At 70.9% G+C, this 20,205-nt stretch carries 17 protein-coding genes; 10 read left to right on the forward strand and 7 right to left on the reverse strand.

Annotated elements, in window-relative coordinates; genetic code table 11:
- Positions 1 to 48 precede the first annotated feature (48 nt).
- On the reverse strand, positions 49 to 2,442 hold the full coding sequence (locus tag ACFYMM_RS19795) for an HAD-IC family P-type ATPase (RefSeq protein WP_388388168.1): 2,394 nt from the start codon (positions 2,440 to 2,442) through the stop codon (positions 49 to 51).
- 75 nt (positions 2,443 to 2,517) lie between these two features.
- Complete coding sequence (locus ACFYMM_RS19800; protein WP_388388170.1) at positions 2,518 to 2,778, reverse strand: DUF2530 domain-containing protein; 261 nt, start codon at positions 2,776 to 2,778, stop codon at positions 2,518 to 2,520.
- A 152-nt stretch (positions 2,779 to 2,930) separates the two neighbouring features.
- On the opposite strand from ACFYMM_RS19800, the gene ACFYMM_RS19805 reads away from it, so the two are divergent.
- Positions 2,931 to 4,382, forward strand: a complete 1,452-nt coding sequence (locus tag ACFYMM_RS19805) for an NCS2 family permease (protein ID WP_388388173.1) — start codon at positions 2,931 to 2,933, stop codon at positions 4,380 to 4,382.
- A gap of 16 nt (positions 4,383 to 4,398) precedes the next feature.
- On the opposite strand, the gene ACFYMM_RS19810 is transcribed toward ACFYMM_RS19805, so the two are convergent.
- Positions 4,399 to 4,581, reverse strand: a complete 183-nt coding sequence (locus tag ACFYMM_RS19810; protein WP_388388175.1) for a ribbon-helix-helix protein, CopG family — start codon at positions 4,579 to 4,581, stop codon at positions 4,399 to 4,401.
- Positions 4,582 to 4,694: 113 nt separating this feature from the next.
- On the opposite strand from ACFYMM_RS19810, the gene ACFYMM_RS19815 reads away from it, so the two are divergent.
- The 3 genes from ACFYMM_RS19815 to thpR all read left to right on the forward strand — a co-directional run bounded on the left by ACFYMM_RS19815 (position 4,695) and on the right by thpR (position 7,131).
- Positions 4,695 to 5,132: a MarR family winged helix-turn-helix transcriptional regulator gene (locus tag ACFYMM_RS19815; RefSeq protein WP_388388177.1), complete on the forward strand. Its 438-nt coding sequence runs from the start codon at positions 4,695 to 4,697 to the stop codon at positions 5,130 to 5,132.
- A gap of 100 nt (positions 5,133 to 5,232) precedes the next feature.
- A complete protein-coding gene (locus ACFYMM_RS19820; protein WP_388388179.1) occupies positions 5,233 to 6,507 on the forward strand; it encodes an MFS transporter in 1,275 nt (424 codons plus the stop codon).
- A gap of 51 nt (positions 6,508 to 6,558) precedes the next feature.
- Positions 6,559 to 7,131, forward strand: coding sequence for an RNA 2',3'-cyclic phosphodiesterase (gene thpR / locus ACFYMM_RS19825; RefSeq protein ID WP_388388181.1), 573 nt, complete (start codon positions 6,559 to 6,561; stop codon positions 7,129 to 7,131).
- Between the two features lie 145 nt (positions 7,132 to 7,276).
- Here the strand turns inward: thpR and ACFYMM_RS19830 are convergent, their stop codons facing one another.
- The 3 genes from ACFYMM_RS19830 to ACFYMM_RS19840 form a co-directional block, all read right to left on the reverse strand.
- Positions 7,277 to 8,269 (reverse strand): aldo/keto reductase, encoded by a 993-nt coding sequence (locus tag ACFYMM_RS19830; RefSeq protein ID WP_388388183.1) that lies wholly within the window; start codon positions 8,267 to 8,269, stop codon positions 7,277 to 7,279.
- 58 nt (positions 8,270 to 8,327) lie between these two features.
- Positions 8,328 to 8,921 (reverse strand): Uma2 family endonuclease, encoded by a 594-nt coding sequence (locus ACFYMM_RS19835; RefSeq protein ID WP_388388185.1) that lies wholly within the window; start codon positions 8,919 to 8,921, stop codon positions 8,328 to 8,330.
- 64 nt (positions 8,922 to 8,985) lie between these two features.
- On the reverse strand, positions 8,986 to 9,666 hold the full coding sequence (locus tag ACFYMM_RS19840; protein ID WP_388388187.1) for a GDSL-type esterase/lipase family protein: 681 nt from the start codon (positions 9,664 to 9,666) through the stop codon (positions 8,986 to 8,988).
- A 95-nt stretch (positions 9,667 to 9,761) separates the two neighbouring features.
- On the opposite strand from ACFYMM_RS19840, the gene ACFYMM_RS19845 reads away from it, so the two are divergent.
- Both ACFYMM_RS19845 and ACFYMM_RS19850 read left to right on the forward strand, forming a co-directional pair.
- Positions 9,762 to 10,796, forward strand: coding sequence for a WD40 repeat domain-containing protein (locus ACFYMM_RS19845; RefSeq protein WP_388388189.1), 1,035 nt, complete (start codon positions 9,762 to 9,764; stop codon positions 10,794 to 10,796).
- Between the two features lie 113 nt (positions 10,797 to 10,909).
- Positions 10,910 to 12,472 (forward strand): cellulase family glycosylhydrolase, encoded by a 1,563-nt coding sequence (locus ACFYMM_RS19850; RefSeq protein ID WP_388388191.1) that lies wholly within the window; start codon positions 10,910 to 10,912, stop codon positions 12,470 to 12,472.
- A 66-nt stretch (positions 12,473 to 12,538) separates the two neighbouring features.
- Here ACFYMM_RS19850 and serC read toward each other — a convergent pair whose 3' ends face one another.
- Positions 12,539 to 13,657: a phosphoserine transaminase gene (gene serC / locus ACFYMM_RS19855; RefSeq protein WP_388388193.1), complete on the reverse strand. Its 1,119-nt coding sequence runs from the start codon at positions 13,655 to 13,657 to the stop codon at positions 12,539 to 12,541.
- A 192-nt stretch (positions 13,658 to 13,849) separates the two neighbouring features.
- On the opposite strand from serC, the gene ACFYMM_RS19860 reads away from it, so the two are divergent.
- From ACFYMM_RS19860 to ACFYMM_RS19875, 4 genes are all read left to right on the forward strand, one after another.
- Positions 13,850 to 16,663, forward strand: coding sequence for an FAD-linked oxidase C-terminal domain-containing protein (locus ACFYMM_RS19860; RefSeq protein WP_388388196.1), 2,814 nt, complete (start codon positions 13,850 to 13,852; stop codon positions 16,661 to 16,663).
- Positions 16,664 to 16,855: 192 nt separating this feature from the next.
- Entirely contained in the window at positions 16,856 to 16,993 is a 138-nt protein-coding gene (locus tag ACFYMM_RS19865; RefSeq protein WP_388388198.1) for a hypothetical protein, read from the forward strand.
- A gap of 101 nt (positions 16,994 to 17,094) precedes the next feature.
- Entirely contained in the window at positions 17,095 to 19,197 is a 2,103-nt protein-coding gene (locus ACFYMM_RS19870) for an ABC transporter ATP-binding protein (RefSeq protein ID WP_388388200.1), read from the forward strand.
- A 40-nt stretch (positions 19,198 to 19,237) separates the two neighbouring features.
- Positions 19,238 to 20,170, forward strand: a complete 933-nt coding sequence (locus ACFYMM_RS19875; protein ID WP_388388202.1) for a DMT family transporter — start codon at positions 19,238 to 19,240, stop codon at positions 20,168 to 20,170.
- The last annotated feature ends 35 nt before the right edge of the window (positions 20,171 to 20,205 follow it).

Genomic DNA, 20,205 nt, shown 5'->3' on the forward strand with positions numbered 1-20,205 from the left:
CGGTCCCGCAGTCGAAACGCCGCCTTCGCTCCCGGCCGAAGCCGAGTGCTATACGGGAAAGCGGCGGTCGACCCACTTCCACAGGAACTCCAGGACGACCGCCGCGACCACGGCCACCCCCACCGCCGTCCACGGCATGGCCACCCCCACCAGCCGCAGCGCGAAGAAGCCCTGCAGCGACGGCACGGCCAGGACGAGCACGAAGGCCACGCCCATCGAGGCCACCAGCACCAGGCGCCACCAGGTGTAGGGCCGGGCGACGATCGCCAGCACCCACATCGACACCAGGAAGAGCGTCAGGGTGGCCGCGCTGGTCTCCGCGTCCAGCGACCCGGCGCCGACGTAGTAGTGCCGGGCCACCAGGTACGTCACGAAGGTCGCCACCCCGGCCACCACCCCGCCCGGGACGGAGTACCGCATCACCCGGCGCACGAAGTGCGGACGCGCCCGCTCCTTGTTGGGGGCCAGGGCCAGGAAGAACGCCGGGATGCCGATCGTGAGGGTGGAGAGCAGGGTCAGATGCCGGGGCAGGAAGGGGTATTCGACCCCCGAGCACACCACCAGCACCGCCAGCAGCACCGAGTAGACCGTCTTCACCAGGAACAGCGTCGCCACCCGCGTGATGTTGCCGATGACCCGGCGGCCCTCCGCGACCACCGACGGCAGCGTCGCGAAGCTGTTGTTCAGCAGCACGATCTGCGCCACCGCCCGGGTCGCCTCCGAGCCCGAGCCCATCGAGACCCCGATGTCGGCGTCCTTCAGGGCGAGGACGTCGTTCACGCCGTCGCCGGTCATCGCGACCGTGTGCCCGCGCGACTGGAGCGCGCCGACCATGTCCCGCTTCTGCTGCGGGCTGACCCGGCCGAAGACGGTCGCCTCGTCGAGCGCGTCCGCCATCTCCTCCCGCCCGGCGGGCAGCCGGCGCGCGTCCACGGCCTTGCCGGACAGGCCCAGCTTGGCGGCGACCACACCGACCGAGACCGCGTTGTCCCCGGAGATCACCTTCGCGCGCACGTCCTGCTCGGCGAAGTAGCGCAGGGTGTCGGCGGCGTCCGGGCGCAGCCGCTGCTCCAGGACGACGAGGGCGGTGGGCCGGGCGCTGTCGGCCACCTCCGGGTCGTCGAGGTCGCGGGTGGCGCGGGCGAGCAGCAGGACCCGCAGCCCCTCCTCGTTGAGGCGATCGGTTTCGGCCAGGGCGGGGTGGCCGGGGGAGAGGAGCACGTCGGGCGCCCCGAGCAGCCAGGTGCTGGTCTCGCCGTCGCCCTCGCTGAAGGCGGCACCGCTGTACTTGCGGGCGGAGGAGAAGGGCAGCGACTCGACGCAGCGCCAGTCCTCGCTGTCCGGGTAGGCGTCGACGATGGCCTGGAGGGAGGCGTTGGGGCGGGGGTCGGACTCGCCGAGGGCGCCGAGCACCTTGCGGACGTAACTCTCGTCACTGCCGTCGAGGGCCCGCAGCCCGGTGACGTCCATGCCGCCCTCGGTGAGCGTGCCGGTCTTGTCCAGGCAGACGGTGTCGATGCGGGCGAGTCCCTCGATGGCGGGGAGTTCCTGGACCAGGCACTGCTGCCGGCCGAGCCGGATGACCCCGATGGCGAAGGCGACGGAGGTGAGCAGGACCAGCCCCTCCGGGACCATCGGGACGATCCCGCCGACGGTGCGGGCGACGGCGTCCTTCAGGCCGTTGTTCTTGACCACCAGCTGGGTGAGGACCAGACCGATCGCGGCCGGGACCATCATCCAGGTGACGTACTTGAGGATGGTGGAGATGCCGGTGCGCAGCTCGGAGTGGACGAGGGTGAACCGGGAGGCCTCCTCGGCGAGCTGGGCGGCATAGGCCTCGCGGCCGACCCTGGTGGCGGTGAAGGCGCCGCTGCCCGCGACGACGAAGCTGCCGGACATCACCTGGTCGCCGGGGCGTTTGACGACCGGGTCGGCCTCACCGGTGAGCAGCGACTCGTCGATCTCCAGCCCGTCCGCCTCGGCGCAGACCCCGTCGACGACGACCTTGTCACCGGGGCCTATCTCCATGAGGTCGTCGAGGACGATCTCATGGGTGGCGACCTCGGTGGCGACCCCGTCACGGCGGACGGTCGGCCGGGCCTCCCCGATCACCGCGAGCGAGTCGAGGGTCTGTTTCGCCCGCCACTCCTGCACGATGCCGATGCCGGTGTTGGCGAGGATCACGAACCCGAAGAGGCTGTCCTGGATCGGCGCGACGACCAGCATGACCAGCCAGAGCACGCCGATGATGGCGTTGAACCGGGTGACGACGTTCGCGCGGACGATCTCGGCCAGCGAGCGGCTGCTGCGCACGGGCACGTCGTTGACCTGGCCGTTCGCCAGACGCTCGGCGACCTGGGCCGAGGTCAGACCCCGCACCGGGGCCGGGAACGGTACCGGGTGCACAGGGTCGAGCTCGGCGCCCGCGTCGAGGTGCGTCATGCATCCGACGGTACGTGCCGATTTACCGCTTCACCTGCCGAGTGGGCGAAAGATCCGACCTGGGGCGGAGATGCCTCATGCGCTGGTTGTACGGGCCGCCGCGCGCTTGATGGCCGCGTCCCGCCTGCGGACGTAGTAGACGCCGATCAGGCCGAGTCCGCCGCCGGCCAGACAGGTCCACAGCCACCAGGTGTGTCCGTGGTCGTCGAACCAGCCGTAGAACGGGAGCTGGACCAGGAAGAGGACGAACCACACGATCGTGCCGCCGGTGATGGTCGCGACCACGGGGCCCTCCAGGGGCTCCGGCGCCTCGTGCTTGGGGGTCCACTTCGCCATGGGGACAGCTTACGAGGTAGCCCGTTCTACGCGCGGAGATGGCGGAACGACGGTCATATGTTCATACTGAAACCGTTTGTCTTTGGCCGCTTCTCTTCGTAGGAAACACCAACCGGGCTCGGGGGACGTCCGCTGGTGATGAAAGGTCCCGCATGTCCACCTCGGCCCCCGCCAAGGTCCCCGCCCCGCAGCAGCCGGGCCAGGCGCCCGTCTTCGGCGCCCTCGACCGCTACTTCAAGATCTCCGAGCGGGGCAGCACCCTCGCCCGCGAGATCCGGGGCGGCTTCGCCACCTTCTTCGCGATGGCCTACATCATCGTGCTGAACCCGATCATCCTCGGCAGCGCGAAGGACATGTACGGGCACCACCTCGACCACGGCCAGCTGGTCACGGCCACGGCCGTCACCGCCGCCTTCACCACGCTGCTGATGGGTGTCATCGGCAACGTCCCGATCGCGCTGGCCGCCGGGCTCGGCGTGAACACCGTCGTCGCGCTTCAGCTGGCGCCGCGGATGTCCTGGCCGGACGCCATGGGCATGGTCGTCCTGGCCGGCTTCGTGGTGATGCTGCTGGTGGCGACCGGGCTGCGCGAGCGCGTGATGAACGCCGTGCCCTACGGCCTGCGCAAGGCCATCTCCATCGGTATCGGCCTGTTCATCATGCTGATCGGACTCGTCGACTCCGGCTTCGTCACCCGGATCCCGGACATCGCCCAGACCACCGTCCCGCTCCAGCTCGGCGGCAACGGTCACCTCAACGGCTGGCCGGTGCTGGTCTTCGTCCTGGGCACGCTGCTCACGTTCGTCCTGATCGTGCGCAAGGTCTCCGGCGCGATCCTGATCTCCATCGTCGGGATGACGGTCCTCGCGCTGGTGCTCAACTCCGTCGCCACCATCCCCTCCTGGGGCCTGACCGTCCCGAAGTGGCCCGGCAACCCGGTCGCCTCCCCCGACTTCGGCCTGATCGGCAAGGTCAGCCTGTTCGGCGGCTTCTCCAAGGTCGGCATCCTGACCGGGGTCCTCTTCGTCTTCACGGTCCTGCTGTCCTGCTTCTTCGACGCCATGGGCACGATCATGGGCATCAGCGACGAGGCCAAGCTGACGGACGCCGAGGGCTACATGCCGGGCATCAACAAGGTCCTCTTCGTCGACGGCATCGCGGTCGCCGCGGGTGGCGCCAGCTCCTCCTCGGCCACCACCGCCTTCGTGGAGTCCACGGCGGGCGTCGGCGAGGGCGCCCGCACGGGCTTCGCCAACGTCGTCACGGGCGCCCTGTTCGCGGTGGCCCTTTTCCTCACCCCGGTCGCCACGATGGTCCCGTCCCAGGCGGCCACCCCGGCCCTGGTCGTGGTCGGCTTCCTGATCCTGTCCAACTCCGTCAAGGAGATCGACTGGGCCGACCACACCATCGCGGTCCCGGCCTTCGTGACGATGCTGATGATGCCGTTCACCTACTCGATCACGAACGGGATCGGCATGGGCTTCATCACCTTCGTGGTCCTGCGCCTGGCCGCCGGCCGGGGCCGCGAGATCCCGGTCCCGATGTACGTGGTGTCGGCGGTCTTCGCGTTCTACTACCTGATGCCGGCCCTGGGCCTCACGTGAGCCCTCGCGCGAGCGCTCACGTGACCCCGTAGAACCGCTCCGTCTCCTCGACGGCGGCCTGGAACCGCTCGTCGAAGTCGTCCCGGACGAGCGTCCGGACCACATAGTCCTGGACGCTCATCCCCCTTTTGGCCGCACGGTGCCGGAGCCGTTCGAGCAGCTCCCCGTCCATCCGCAGGCTGAGCACGCTGGTCGCCATGGTTACGAGGTTCGCCACATCCGTCGCCCCCGTGCGTCACTTTCCGGAGTTGTCTCACTCATACGGGTGATATCGGTTTTGTTTAGCGAGAGTAATGAGTTACTCTAAAGAACATGCCGGACCTTACCCATGGCGACGATGCCGCCGCCGTGAACTCCCTGCGCTCCGCCGTGATGCGGCTCTCCCGTCGGCTCAAGCACCAACGGGTCGACGAGTCGCTGAGCCCGACCGAGATGTCGGTCCTGGGCACGCTGTCCCGCTGCGGACAGGCCACCCCGGGCGAACTCGCCCGCAAGGAGCACGTCCAGCCGCCCTCGATGACCCGCATCGTCGCGCTGCTCGAAGGCAAGGGACTGGTCCGTCTGGAGCCGCACCCCGAGGACCGGCGCCAGAAGGTCGTCACCAGGACCGAGCAGGCCGAGGCGATGCTCGAGGAGAGCCGCCGCAAACGCAACGCGTTCCTGGCCGGCCTGGTCGAGGGCCTCGACGAGGACGAGTGGGCCGCCCTGCGCGCCGCCGCCCCCGTGCTGGAAAAGCTCGCACACCTGTAAGCACGTCCTGAGGAGGCGAACCCTTTTGAGTACGGGATCCGGAGCAGCTTCCGCCCCCGCACCGACCACTCCTACCCCCCCTGGCCCCCGCAGATCCTCGATGTTCAGCTCCCTGAGGATCCGGAACTACCGCCTGTTCTTCATCGGCCAGGTCGTCTCCAACACCGGCACCTGGATGCAGCGCATCGCCCAGGACTGGCTGGTGCTCAGCCTCACCGGCTCCTCCGCGGCCGTCGGCATCACGACGGCCCTGCAGTTCCTGCCGATGCTGCTGTTCGGCCTGTACGGCGGCGTCCTCGTCGACCGTCTGCCCAGGCGCCCCACACTGCTGGTCACGCAGACCTCGATGGCCCTCACCGGCCTGGCGCTCGCCGCGCTGACCCTGACCGGCCAGGTCCAGGTCTGGCACGTCTACGTCGCCGCCTTCGCCGTAGGCCTCGCCACGGTCGTCGACAACCCGGCCCGCCAGTCCTTCGTCTCCGAGATGGTCGGCCCGGAGCAGCTGCAGAACGCGGTCAGCCTGAACTCGGCGAACTTCCAGTCCGCCCGTCTGGTCGGCCCCGCCGTCGCGGGCGTCCTGATCACCGGTGTCGGCACCGGCTGGGCGTTCCTCTTCAACGGCCTGTCCTTCGTCGCGCCCATCGCCGGCCTGCTGCTGATGCGGGCGCGCGAGCTGCACGTCGCCCAGCGCGCGCCGAGAGGCAAGGGCCAGCTCCGCGAAGGCCTGCGCTACGTCGCCGGCCGCCCGGACCTGATCTGGCCGATCGTCCTGGTCGGCTTCATCGGCACCTTCGGCTTCAACTTCCCCGTCTGGCTCTCGGCCTACGCGGACAACGTCTTCCACGCGGGCGCCGGCGCCTACAGCCTCTTCAACACCCTGATGGCCGTCGGCTCCCTGGTCGGCGCCCTGCTCGCGGCCCGCCGCGGCACGGCCCGTCTGCGGGTGCTGATCGCGGCCGCGGCGGCCTTCGGCACCCTGGAGATCGTCGCCGCGCTGGCACCGTCGTACTGGCTGTTCGCGCTGCTCATGGTCCCGATCGGGATCTTCGGCCTGACGGTCAACGTCACCGCCAACACCACCGTCCAGATGTCCACCGACCCCGCCATGCGCGGCCGGGTGATGGCCCTGTTCATGATGGTCTTCATGGGGGGTACGCCGCTGGGCGCGCCGATCGTCGGCTGGATCACCGACACCTACGGCCCCCAGGTCGGCTTCGCCCTCGGCGGCGTCATATCGGCCGCCGCGGCCGTCACCATAGGCCTGGCCCTGGCCAGGATCGGCGGCCTGCGGCTGTCGGTGAGCTGGCACCACGGGCATCCGCGGGTGCGGTTCGTGCCGCGCGAGCAGCGGGAGCAGCTGGCCACGGCGGCCTGAGCCGCTGAGCCGCCGGACCGACGGCGGCGCCCCGATGGCAGTCTGGTGCGCATGAGACTCTTCGCCGCCGTGCTGCCCCCGGAGGATGCCGCCGATGAGCTCGCCGAGGTGGTCGGCCGGTTGAAGCGGCTGCCCGGTGCCGACGGCCTGCGCTGGACCGGCCGCCCCGGCTGGCACTTCACCCTCGCCTTCTACGGCGAGGTGGCGCAGGAGGTCGTACCGGACCTCTCGGACCGGCTGGAGCGGGCGGCCCGCCGCAGCGCCGCCTTCCCGCTGGCGATGGCCGGCGGCGGCCAGTTCGGCCACGGCCGCGCCCTGTGGGCGGGGGCCGGGACAGGGGTGGAGCCGTTGCGGCTGCTGGCCGACCGGGCGGAGGCGGCGGCCCGGAAGGCCGGGGTGCCGATGGGGGAGCACCGGCGGTACAAGGCCCACCTGACGGTGGCCAGGAGCCGGGACACCGTGGACACCCGGCCGTACGTGGACGTGCTGCGCGCCTTCGCCGGCCGCACCTGGACGGTGACGGAGCTGGTGCTGGTGCGCAGCAACCTTCCTGCATCGGGCGTTCCCGGCGAGCAGCCCCGTTACGAGGCGGTCGCCCGCTGGCCGCTCGCCGACGCCGGTTAGGCTCGACCACGTGGACCCGAAAACCCGGAACCGGATCATGGCCGGTGTGCTCGTGCTGTTGTTCGTGGTGGTGGCGGTGGCGGCGGTCGGCAGGTAGCTGCGCCGTGGACCGCCGCCGCGCCGTCGCGTGGCCGGCGTCGGCCGGTTACCAGGCGAAGGCCTCCGGAGAGGGGCCCGGCCCCGGGAAGACCTCGTCAAGGCCGGCCAGCAGCTCCTCGCTCAGCTCCAGCTCCACGGCCCTGAGCGCCGAGTCGAGCTGTTCGGCGGTGCGCGGACCGACGATCGGACCGGTCACGCCGGGCCGGGTGAGCAGCCAGGCCAGGGCGGCCTCGCCGGGCTCGACGCCGTGTTTGTCGAGCAGGTCCTCGTAGGCCTGGATCTGGGCGCGGATGCTGCTGTTGGCGAGGGAGTCGGCGGCCCGGCCACCGGCCCGGCGCCCGCCCTCGACCTCCTTCTTGATCACGCCGCCGAGCAGACCACCGTGCAGCGGCGACCAGGGGATGACCCCGAGCCCGTACTCCTGCGCGGCCGGGATGACCTCCATCTCGGCACGACGCTCGGCGAGGTTGTACAGGCACTGCTCGCTGACCAGCCCGATGGTGCCGCCGCGCCGGGCGGCGACCTCGTTGGCCTGGGCGATCTTGTAGCCGGGGAAGTTGCTGGACCCGGCGTAGAGGATCTTGCCCTGCTGCACGAGGACGTCGATCGCCTGCCAGATCTCCTCGAAGGGGGTGTTCCGGTCGATGTGGTGGAACTGGTAGACGTCGATGTGGTCGGTCCGCAGCCGCTGGAGACTGGCGTCGACCGCGCGCCGGATGTTCAGCGCGGAGAGCTTGTCGTGGTTGGGCCAGGGGTCGCCCTCGGGGGCCATGTTCCCGTACACCTTGGTGGCGAGCACGACCTTGTCGCGCCGGTCGCCGCCCTTGGTGAACCAGTTCCCGATGATGGTCTCGGTACGGCCCTTGTTCTCACCCCACCCGTAGACGTTGGCGGTGTCGAAGAAGTTGATGCCGGCGCCGAGCGCCGCGTCCATGATCGCGTGGCTGTCGGCTTCGTCGGTCTGGGGGCCGAAGTTCATGGTGCCGAGGACGAGTCGGCTGACCTTGAGTCCGGTGCGTCCGAGCTGCGTGTACTTCATGACCACCTAGCCAACGGCTTGGAGTGCGCTCTATGCAAGGGCAGTTGGAGGCGGGCGGTCAGTCGCGTGGAAAGTTCTCCGTGTTGAGGACGAGGTCGACCACCGTGCCGGTCAGGTCGACGTCGGTGCCGAAGTCCACCTTCACCGGGTCGGCGTAGTCGCCGTCCTTGGGGTCGGTGTAGACGTGGCACCGGCCCTGGTAGGGGTCGGCGATGACGTAGAGGGGGACCTCGGCCTCCGCGTAGGCGATCCTCTTCGGACCGTAGTCGTTGGCGGCGGTGCCCTGGGAGATGACCTCGGCGACGAACTCGACGTCCTGGTACCGCCAGCGGCCTGTGTCGTCCTTCTTCGCCGAGTCCTTGAGCAGGGCGACGTCCGGGCAGAAGCCGTTCTCATGGCCTGGGAAGTCGATCCGGACGTCCGAGAAGGCTTTGACATCCAGCCCGAACTTGTCCTCCAGCGCCCGCACGATTCGGCGGATGATGATCCAGTGAGTGTCCCGCTGCGGCGTCATATGGACGTTGCCCCCGACGATCTCGACCCTGTACCCCTCGGGGACGGGCATCCGCTCAAGCCGCTCGAACCACTCGTCCAAGCGCTCGGTGTTCGCGTCGGCGTCGGCCATCTCGATCCTGTCTTCAAGGACGGTCATCGTGGCGCTCCTCCTTGGCTGCCCCACGGACAGGTGCAGCCGCGCGGTACAACGATACGCACGGTCACCAGGACAGGTCGGGATCTCCGCCGACCCCCCACCCCTGCCACATCGCCCGCGCGAACGCCCCCGCCAGCTTCCGCTCGCCGCTCGCGTCGGGGTGGGTGCCGTCGTACGTGTCGGTGTCGATGTCCCACGACTCGGGGACCGAGGCCAGCAGCAGCGGCGAGGCCGGCTCGTCCAGGTCGGACACCGTCTTCGCCAGCAGCTCGTTGAAACGGGACACCTGTTCGGCGAAGGACGCGTTCTCCCGCGCCCGCACATTGTGGATCACCGGCAGGAAGACCATCCGGACGTGCGCCCGAGCCTGCCTCGCCGCGGCCACGAACTCCCGTACGTTCTCCGCCGTCTGCTCCGCGCTCGTGTAGAAGCCCAGGTCGATCAGGCCCAGGGACACCAGCAGCACGTCCGCCCGGTGCCCCCGTACCGCCTCGCCGATGAGCGGGGCCATGTGCACCCAGCCCTCGCCCCAGCCGGCCAGATGGCCGCGCGGGAAGCCGGGATCGGCGTACTCGTACGAGGTCGCGCTGTCCGTCGCCTTCTCGTACAGCGCCTCGCGCGGGCCGACGAACGTGAACGGGCCGTCGTAGGTGGCGGACAGGTGCTGCCACAGCCGGTGACGCCAGGTGTGTTCACCCGCGCTCCCGATCGTCATGGAGTCACCTACGGGCATGAACCTGAGCATCCGCTCATGATGGACGATCACGGCGGCCGACGGGGTGTGAGGCCCGCCACCACCCGGCACGTCCGAACACGCCCGGGGGATGGCACGCTTGGGCCATGCGTCGATCCCCCGCCCTCCGCGCCGGAGTCACCGGAGTGCTGCTCATGGGCGCCCTGGCCCTCCCCGCCTCGGCCTCCGTCTCCGTCGCCGCCGCCTCCGACGGCGGGGGCGCCCAGAGCTTCACGATCAAGGATCCGCGCATCGCCGAGTCCAGCGGCCTCGCCGCCTCGCACCTGCACCCCGGCGTCTACTGGACGCACAACGACAGCGGCGACGGGCCGTACATCTACGCCGTGGACAGCCGGACCGGAAAGACGGTCGCCACCGTCACCCTGAGCGGCATCGGCACCCCGCGTGACGTCGAGGCCATCTCCATCGGACCCGGCAACCAGATCTACGTGGGGGACATCGGGGACAACCTGGGCGGCACCTGGCCCTACGTCTGGATCTACCGGCTGCCCGAGCCCAAGGTGCTGAAGGACCAGACCGTCCGGGCCACGCAGTACGTCGTCAAGTACTCCGACGGCCCCCGCAACGCCGAGTCGCTGATCGTCCATCCGAAGACCGGGCGCGTCTACATCATCGACAAGAACGAGAACGGCGGCCACCTCTTCGAGGGACCGTCCAGGCTCTCCACTTCGGGCACCAACATCTTCCGGCCCGTCGCCACCGTCGACCTCTGGGCCACCGACGCCGCCCTCTCGCCCGACGGCCGCCGGCTCGCCGTGCGCGGCTACTTCGGCGGCATCTACTACGACTGGAACGGCGGGAGGATCAGACGCGGGGGCCGGCTCGACGTGCCGCTGCAGCAGCAGGGCGAGTCCGTCACGTACTCCCTCGACGGGACCAGGCTGCTGTACGGCAGTGAGGGCAAGGACAGTCCGGTCCAGGCCCAGGACGCGCCCCGCGGGGCGTCCTCCTCGTCCGCCGACTCCCCCCCGGCGCACGGGAGTCCGGCGTCGGGCAGCGGGCCCGTCGGCTCCATCGGCGGCGGCGTCAAGGCCGGCGCCGTCGCGGTCGCCCTCGGCGCCCTCGTCCTCCTCGGGCTGGGGCGGCTGAGGCGGTCGCGACGGTCGCGGCGCGAGTCCTGAGCGAGCGCGATGTCTTGACGTGGTCATGGTGTATGGGTTCTCTGGGTGGTGCGCGGTGAATGGGAGCGCTCCCATCCGTTCCGGGGCCGCGCCTCCCCGAGAGGAACAGGCACATGTTCCGCAGCTTGCGAAGAGCGCTGTGTGCTGCCGCCGCCGCGCTCCTCCTGCCCCTGGCCGGCACGTACACCGCACACGCGGCCACCGCCGCCCCGACCGCCACCCATGCCCCCACCGCCGTACCCGCCGCTTCCACCGCCGCCGGGGCCGGTTACTGGCACACCAGCGGCCGGCAGATCCTCGACGCGGCCGGGCAGCCGGTGCGTATCGCCGGGATCAACTGGTTCGGCTTCGAGACCGCCAACCACGTCGTGCACGGCCTCTGGTCCCGCGACTACAAAAGCATGATCGACCAGATGAGGTCGCTGGGGTACAACACCATCCGCCTGCCCTACAGCGACGACATCTTCAAGAGCGGCACCGTCCCCAACAGCATCGACTTCTCCAGCGGCAAGAACACCGATCTCCAGGGCCTGAACTCGCTCCAGGTGATGGACAGGATCGTGGCGTACGCCGGCCAGGACGGCCTGAAGGTCATCCTCGACCGGCACCGCCCGGACTCCGGCGGCCAGTCCGCGCTCTGGTACACCGCGTCCGTTCCCGAGTCGACCTGGATCGCCGACCTCAAGTCGCTGGCGACCCGCTACCAGGGCGACTCCACCGTCATCGGCATCGACCTGCACAACGAGCCGCACGATCCGGCCTGCTGGGGCTGCGGCGACCAGGCCACCGACTGGCGCCTCGCGGCCCAGCGCGCGGGCAACGCCGTACTCTCCGTGAACCCGGCCCTGTTGATCTTCGTCGAGGGCGTGCAGTCGTACAACGGCGTCTCGGGCTGGTGGGGCGGCAACCTCATGGGCGCCGGCCAGTACCCCGTGCAGCTGAGCGTGGCCGACCGGGTGGTGTACTCCGCCCACGACTACGCCACCAGCGTCGCCCAGCAGAGCTGGTTCAGCGATCCGTCGTTCCCGGCCAACATGCCGGGTGTCTGGGACAAGTACTGGGGCTACCTGTTCAAGCAGAACATCGCGCCCGTGTGGGTGGGCGAGTTCGGCACCACCCTCCAGTCGGCCGTCGACCAGAAGTGGCTGGCCGCCCTGGTGAGCTACCTCCGGCCCACGTCGACGTACGGCGCCGACAGCTTCTCCTGGACCTTCTGGTCCTGGAACCCCAACTCCGGCGACACCGGCGGGATCCTGAAGGACGACTGGACCACCGTGGACACCGTGAAGGACGGGTATCTGGCGAGCATCAAGGCGCCGTTGTTCCCGGGCACGGGCGGCGGGGGGAACGGCGGGGGCGGCGGTGGCGGGAGCACGGCCGCCTGCGCCGCCGCCTACACCGTCACCAGCGACTGGGGCGGCGGTTTCAACGCCGACGTGAAGGTGACGAACACCGGCACCACGGCGCTGACCTCCTGGAAGGTGACCTGGACCTGGAACGGGTCGCAGCAGGTGTCGAACATGTGGAACGCCACGTACACCCAGAGCGGGGCGACGGTGACAGCCGTGAACGCCGCTCAGAACGGGGCCGTGGCGGCGGGCGCTTCGACGAGCTTCGGCTTCGGCGGAGCCCCGGGCGGCGGGAGCGTGCCGAGCCTGAGCTGCACGGCGACGTGAGGAGGGCATGAGGAAGGGCGCCCGGTGCACGTGCAACGGGCGCCCTCGTCGTCGTGTCCCGACGGGCTACAGCTTCTCGATCACGTAGTCGACGCACTTCGTCAGCGCCTCGACGTCCGCCGGGTCGATCGCCGGGAACATCGCGATGCGCAGCTGGTTGCGGCCGAGCTTGCGGTAGGGCTCGGTGTCGACGATGCCGTTGGCGCGCAGCACCTTGGCGACGGCCGCCGCGTCGACCTCGTCGGAGAAGTCGATGGTGCCGATGACCTGGGAGCGCTTGGCCGGGTCGGAGACGAACGGGGTGGCGTACTTCGACTCCTCCGCCCAGCTGTACAGGCGGGTCGAGGAGTCCTTCGTGCGCGCGGTGGACCAGCTCAGGCCGCCCTGGCCGTTGAGCCACTCCAGCTGCTGGTTGAGCAGGAAGAGGGTGGCGAGGGCCGGGGTGTTGTACGTCTGGTTCTTGCGTGAGTTGTCGATCGCCGTGGGGAGGCTGAAGAACTCCGGGACGTGGCGGCCGGACGCGTGGACGCGCTCGGCGCGCTCGATCGCGGCCGGCGAGAAGACGCCGATCCACAGGCCGCCGTCGGAGGCGAAGGACTTCTGCGGGGCGAAGTAGTAGACGTCGGTCTCGGAGACGTCGACCGGGAGGCCGCCGGCGCCGGACGTGGCGTCGACGAGGACCAGGGCGCCCTCGTCGGCACCGGCCACGCGCTTGATCGGCATGGCGACACCGGTGGAGGTCTCGTTGTGCGTGAAGGCGTAGACGTCGACGCCGGCCTCGGCCCGCGGCTCGGGGTGGGTGCCGGGGTCGGCGGCGATGACGGTGGGTTCGGCCAGCCAGGGGGCGAGCTTGGCCGCCTTGGCGAACTTGGAGGAGAACTCGCCGAAGTTCAGGTGCTGGGACCTGTTCTCGATCAGACCGTGGGTGGCGACGTCCCAGAAGGCGGTGGAGCCGCCGTTGCCGAGGATGACCTCGTAGCCGTCCGGGAGGGAGAAGAGGGAGCTGATGCCTTCGCGGACCTGGCCGACGAGGTTCTTGACCGGGGCCTGGCGGTGGGAGGTGCCGAGCAGGGAGCTGCCGGTCGCGGCGAGGGCGTCCAGCGCCTCGGTGCGTACCTTGGAGGGGCCCGCGCCGAAGCGTCCGTCGGCGGGCTTGATGTCAGCGGGGATCTCGATATCGGCCACGAGCCGGAGGGTATCTCCTATACGAAACCGGACGGAACCATGTCCGTTCGATGAGACGACTCTTCCAGGCCATGGACGGGCTCCTGGTGTGGTCACCCAAGCGGTCATGGATTTGTGAGGTTGTAAGACCATCACGGCTGATCTGTGGAAAACTTTCGTCACTCTCCGTGGCCGTCGGGCATTCTGGGACGCATGACGGATCTGGCGGCGGAGCTGCGTGCGGCCGTCCGGGGCGAGGTCGGGTTCGACGTCACCTCCCGGGCGCTGGTCACCATGGACGCGTCCAATTACCGGCGGGTGCCGCTCGGGGTGGTGGCCCCGAGAGACGCCGAGGACGTGGCCGCGGTGCTGGAGGTGTGCCGTGCGCGCGGGGTGCCGGTGGTGGCGCGCGGCGGGGGCACCTCGATCGCGGGACAGGCGACCGGCACGGGTGTCGTCCTGGACTTCACCCGGCACATGGCCCGGCTGCTGGAGCTGGATCCGGCCACCCGTACGGCCGTCGTCCAGCCGGGTCTTGTCCTGGACCGGCTCCAGGAGGCCGCCGCCCCGCACGGCCTGCGCTTCGGCCCGGACCCCTCCACGCACAGCCGGTGCACCCTCGGCGGGATGATCGGCAACAACTCCTGCGGCTCGCACTCGGTCGCCTGGGGGACCACGGCGGACAGTGTGCGGGAGCTGGCCGTCGTCACCGCGCGCGGGCAGCGGCTGCGGCTCGGGCGGGACTGGGCCGGCGCGCCGGACGGCCTGCGCGCCCTGGTCGAGGGTGATTTGGCGCGCCTGCGCACCGGCTTCCCGGAGCTGCCCCGCCGGATCTCCGGGTACGCGCTGGACGCGCTGCTCCCCGAGAAGGGCGCCGACGTCGCCCGCTCCTTCTGCAGCTCGGAGGGCACCCTGGGCGTGCTGACGGAGGCGGTGGTGCGTCTGGTCGAGGCGCCACGCGCGCGGGCCGTGGCCGTGCTGGGATACGGCGACGAGAGCGCGGCCGCCGGGGCCGCCGCGGGACTGCTGGCGTTCGGTCCGCTGACGGTGGAGGGCATGGCGGCCGACCTGGTGCCCTCCCCGGCGGGACTGCCCAGGGGCGGGGCCTGGCTGTTCGTCGAGACCGGAGGGGAGTCGGCGGGTGAGGCACGCGCGCGTGCGGAGGCGATCGTCCGCGCGGCCGACGTCGTCGACTCCCTGGTGGTGACCGAGGAGGCCGCCCAGCGGGCCCTGTGGCGCGTCCGCGAGGACGCGAGCGGTACGGCGACCCGGTTGCCCGACGGCTCCGAGGCCTGGCCCGGCTGGGAGGACTGCGCGGTGCCGCCCGCCCGGCTCGGCGCCTATCTGCGGGACTTCCGGTCGCTGCTCACCACCCACGGACTGCGCGGCACGCCGTACGGCCACTTCGGGGACGGCTGCATCCACGTCCGCATCGACTTCGACCTCCTCACCGAGGCGGGCGTCGGACGGTTCCGCCGCTTCTCCGAGGAGCTGGCCGACCTGGTGGTGGCGCACGGCGGCTCGCTGTCGGGGGAGCACGGGGACGGGCAGGCCCGCGCCGAACTGCTGCCCCGGATGTACGGCGCCGAACTGGTCGCCCTCTTCGAGCGCGCCAAGGCCGTCTGGGACCCCGACGACCTGCTCAACCCCGGCATGCTGGTCCGCCCCGCGCCCCTCGACACCGGTCTCCGCTTCTCGGTGCTCCCGCGCGAGCCCGTCGACGTGGCCTTCGGCTACCCGGCCGACGGCGGCGACTTCCCGGCGGCCGTCCGCCGCTGCGTGGGCGTCGCCAAGTGCCGTACGACGACGGCGGCCGGCCCCGCCGTCATGTGCCCCTCGTTCCGGGCGACCGGTGAGGAGCGGCACTCCACGCGCGGGCGGGCGCGGCTGCTGCACGAGATGCTCGCGGGCGAGGTGGTGACGGACGGCTGGCGTTCGACGGAGGTCAGGGACGCCCTCGACCTGTGCCTGTCCTGCAAGGGCTGCCGCTCCGACTGCCCGGTCGGCGTCGACATGGCCACCTACAAGGCGGAGTTCCTGCACCACCACTACGGGGGGCGGCGCCGTCCGGCCGCCCACTACACGATGGGATGGCTGCCGGTGTGGCTGCGCTGGGTGTCCGGCACGCGCACCGCCTGGCTGGTCAACGCCCTCGCGGCGGTACGGCCCCTGGCGCCGGCGGCGAAACGGCTCGGCGGGATCGCGGCCGAGCGGGAGCTGCCCCGGCTGCCCAGGGAGACGTTCAGCCGCTGGTGGCGCGGGCACCGGCGGGCCGCAACCGGGGCCGCAACCGGGGACCTGGTCGTCCTGTGGCCCGACACCTTCACCGAGCATCTGTCACCCTCGGTGGGCCGGGCGGCCGTGCGGGTGCTGGAGACGGCCGGACTGCGGGTGGCGCTGCCACCGGCACCGCCCTTGCGGGGCGGGGTGTGCTGCGGCCTCACCTATGTCTCCACCGGCCAGCTCGACCGGGCCCGTGCGGTCATGCGCCGCACCCTCGACCTGATGGAACCGGCCCTGCGCACCGGCGCCCCGGTCGTCGTCCTGGAACCGAGCTGTGCGGCGGCCCTGCGCGCGGACCTGCCGGAGCTGCTGCACGGGGATCCGCGCGCGGCCCGGCTGGCGTCGGCGGTGCTGACCTTCGCCGAGGCACTGGAGCGGCACGCCCCCGACTGGCGGCCGCCCGCCCTGGACCGCCCGGTCGTCGGCCAGACCCACTGCCACCAGCACGCGGTCCTGGGCGACGCGGCCGACCGAGGGCTGCGAGCGGCGGCGGGCCTCACCGGCGAACTGAGCGGCGGCTGCTGCGGCCTCGCGGGCAACTTCGGCTTCGAGCGGGGCCACTTCGAGGTGTCGACGGCCTGCGCGGAGGAACAGCTGCTGCCATCGGTACGGGAGGCGGCCGAGGGAACGGTGGTCCTGGCGGACGGCTTCTCCTGCAGAACCCAACTGGAGCAACTGGCCGGCGTACGCGGCCGACACCTGGCGGAGGTACTGGCCCGGGCACTGGAGAAGGAGGGGGCGTGAAGTGACCGATCTCCCGCGAGCAGCTCGCTCAACCAACTCCCAGGATTTCCAAAGGTATTCACAGCGGCCCTTTGCCATTTTTGCCGTTCGGGGGTGCGGGGAGCGTGTAAGTTCTTGGATATCGAGAGCCGGACGCGGAATTCTCGGACACGGAACTGAGAACCACAGAACTGCGAAAAACTAGGAGTCGGAATGAGCTTCAAGAAGCTTGCCCCGCTGCCCCCGAAGCCCAAGTCGAAGCAGCTTCCCCCGCCACCCCCGGCGAAGCCGAAGAAGCACGCGCACAAGCCGCTGCCGAAGCCGCTGCCCGGCCACGGCCCCGGCCACTGATCCAGCGCTGAGGGAAAGGGGGTCGATGGTGCACCGTCGGCCCTCTTCCCGAATTCCCGAATCAAAGAGCACCGAGGAACGGGAAGCGGAGGGAATGCGAAATGGGTATGGGTGAAGGCAGTTCCGGGGAAAACGAATACGGCGACTCCGGAGCCTTCGGGGCTTCCGAGGGATTCGAGGACTTCGAGGAGACCCCCACCATTCCCGCACGCACCGCCTTCCGTCGTTTCTGGCCGCTGACCAGAGGTTTGCGCCGGTGGCTGCTGGCCGTCTGGGTGTGCACGGTCGTGGCCGCGCTGGCCGAGACCGAGGCCATCCTGCTCTTCGGAGACCTCACCGACCACGCCCTGAAGCAGGGCTCACTCGCGGCGTTCTGGTCCCCGGCCGCGCAATGGCTGGGCGTCGCGGTGGTCGGCGCGCTGGTCGCGTACGCGGGCAACTCCCTTGCCGCGTGGGCGACCGAACGCTTCGTGATGCGGCTGCGCGAGCACGTCTTCGACCATGTGCAGCAACTGCCGCCCCACTTCTTCCAGCGCCACCGCCAGGGCGATCTGCTCTCCCGGCTGACCGGCGACGTCGAGGCGATCGAGACGATGGTCGTGTCCGGGCTGGTCGGCGCCGCCTCGGCGGCGTTCTCCGCCCTGTTCTACGCGGCCGCCACGTTCTGGCTGCGCTGGGACCTGGCCGCCGCCACCTTCGTCCTCGCGCCCCTCTTCTGGCTGGCCGCCCGCCGCTTCTCCGGCTCCATCAAGGACGTCTCCCGCGAGGGCCGGGCCGCCGACGGAGCGATCACGTCGGTGGTCGAGGAGTCGCTGGGCAACATCGTCCTCACCCAGGCCTACGACCGCCGTGACGCGGAACGCCGGCGCCTGGGGGAGGAGGCGAACGCCTGGTTCCGCGCCTCGGTGCGGTCCACCCGGCTGAACGAGGCCTACGAACAGCTCGTCCAGGTCATCGAGACGGTCTGTGTGCTCGCCGTGATCGGCATCGGCGCCTGGGAGATCTCCACCAGCCGTATGACACTCGGCCAACTCCTCGCCTTCGCCGCGTTCCTCGGCTACCTCTACCCGCCCGTGCGCGGCCTGGCCCAGCTCGGCCTGACCGTCACCGCGGCCACCGCGGGCGCCGAACGCCTCATCGAGATCCTGGACGCGCGGCCCTCGGTCACCGATCCCGGGCGGCCGGTGGACACGGGCCGCCCGGACGGCGCGATCGAGGTGCGGAACGTCTCCTTCGGCTACCCCGGCACCGGCAAGCCGGCGTTGCGGGACTTCTCCTTCACGGTCAGCCCCGGCGAACTGGTGATCGTCACCGGGCCGAGCGGAGCCGGCAAGTCCACGGTGTCCAAGCTCCTCCTCCGCTTCTACGACCCGGACGCCGGCGAGCTGCTCCTTGACGGCGTGCCGCTGCGCGACCTGCCGCTGTCCCGGCTGCGCGGGTATGTGACCCTGCTCCCGCAGGAGACCCTGGTCCTGCACGACACCGTCCGCGCCAACATCGCCTGCGGACGGCCCGGCGCCGGCGACCGGGCGATCGAGGAGGCGGCGCGGGCGGCCGACGCGCACGAGTTCATCGTCCGTCTCCCCGACGGCTACGACACCAGGGTCGACCCCCACTCGGCCCGTCTGTCCGGCGGCCAGCTGCAGCGCCTCGCGATAGCCCGGGCGATCCTGCGCGACGCACCGGTCCTGGTGCTGGACGAGCCGACGACGGGCCTGGACTCGATGGCCGCCCGCCGGGTGGTGAAGCCGCTGCGCCGCCTGATGGCGGGCCGTACGACCATCATGATCACCCACGACCTCAACCTCGCCCCGGACGCCGACCGCATCCTGGTCGTCGACCGCGGCCGCATCGTCGAGACCGGCCGCCACGAGGAGCTGCTCGCACGGGGCGGCGCGTACTCCCGGCTGCACCGCTCGCAGAACAACGCGGTGATGGACACGGGCGAACTGCGGATGCCGTTGTCCTTCGAGACCGGGCAGGGGGCGTACGCGCGGGAGTACGGCGTCCAGGCGCAGCCGCAGACCCGCACACCGGCCCAGCCGCAGTACGGCTACGACAGCTTCAACGGATACACCGCTCCTGCCGCCGTCGCCGCGCAGGCGGCCGCCGCGGCCTGGGTGCAGCCCGCGCCCGCCGACGGCCGTCCCCTGTGCCACGAGGGTGAAGTCCATTACCCTGGACTCGAAAGTACATCGTGGTAGACGATCACGATCTCTGATCGAGCAGCCTCCGGGACCGCCAGTGAGCACCGCCAGCACCACCCCGCCCGCGCCGTCGCGTACACCCCGCATCCGCCGTGTCCCCCGTGTCCCGCGCCCGCCGCGCACCCCGGGCCGTTTCGGCTCGCTCGGGCCGGTGGGACTGGTGCTGGCGGGCGGGATCTCGGTGCAGTTCGGCGGGGCCCTCGCGGTGACCCTGATGCCGAGGGCCGGCGCGCTGGGCGTGGTGACGCTCCGACTGCTCGCGGCGGCCGTCGTGCTGCTGCTGGTGTGCCGGCCCCGGCTGCGCGGGCACTCCCGCACCGACTGGGGCACGGTGATCGCCTTCGGCATCACCATGGGCGCGATGAACGGCCTCTTCTACGAGGCCGTGGCCCGCATCCCGCTGGGCCCCGCGGTCACCCTGGAGGTCCTCGGCCCGCTGACCCTGTCCGTCCTCACCTCCCGCCGGGCGGTCAACGTGCTCTGGGCGGGCCTGGCGCTGGCCGGCGTCTTCCTCCTGGGCGGCGGGGGCTTCGACGGCCTCGACCCCACGGGCGTCGCCTTCGCCGTGGGAGCGGGGGCGATGTGGGCGGCGTACATCGTCTTCAGCGCCCGTACGGGCCGCCGCTTCCCGCAGGCGGACGGCCTGGCGCTGGCGATGGCGGTCGCGGCGCTGCTGTTCCTCCCGCTGGGCGTCGCGGAGGCGGGCACCAGGCTCCTGGACCCCGTGACGATCGCGCTGGGCTCGTCCGTGGCCCTGCTGTCCTCGGTCCTGCCCTACACCCTCGAACTGCTCGCCCTGCGCCGGCTGCCCGCCTCCAGCTTCGCCGTCCTGATGAGCCTGGAGCCGGCCGTCGCGGCCACGGCGGGCCTCCTGATCCTCGGCCAGTCCCTGTCCGTCCCGCAGACCGCCGCCATCGCCCTGGTCGTCGCGGCGAGCATCGGAGCGGTGCGCACCCAGGTGCGTCGGTAAATCCATGCAAGCACGCTTGATTGTTTCTTTCGGCG

It is taken from the genome of Streptomyces sp. NPDC006739 (assembly GCF_042869815.1).
Classification (GTDB): Bacteria; Actinomycetota; Actinomycetes; order Streptomycetales; family Streptomycetaceae; genus Streptomyces.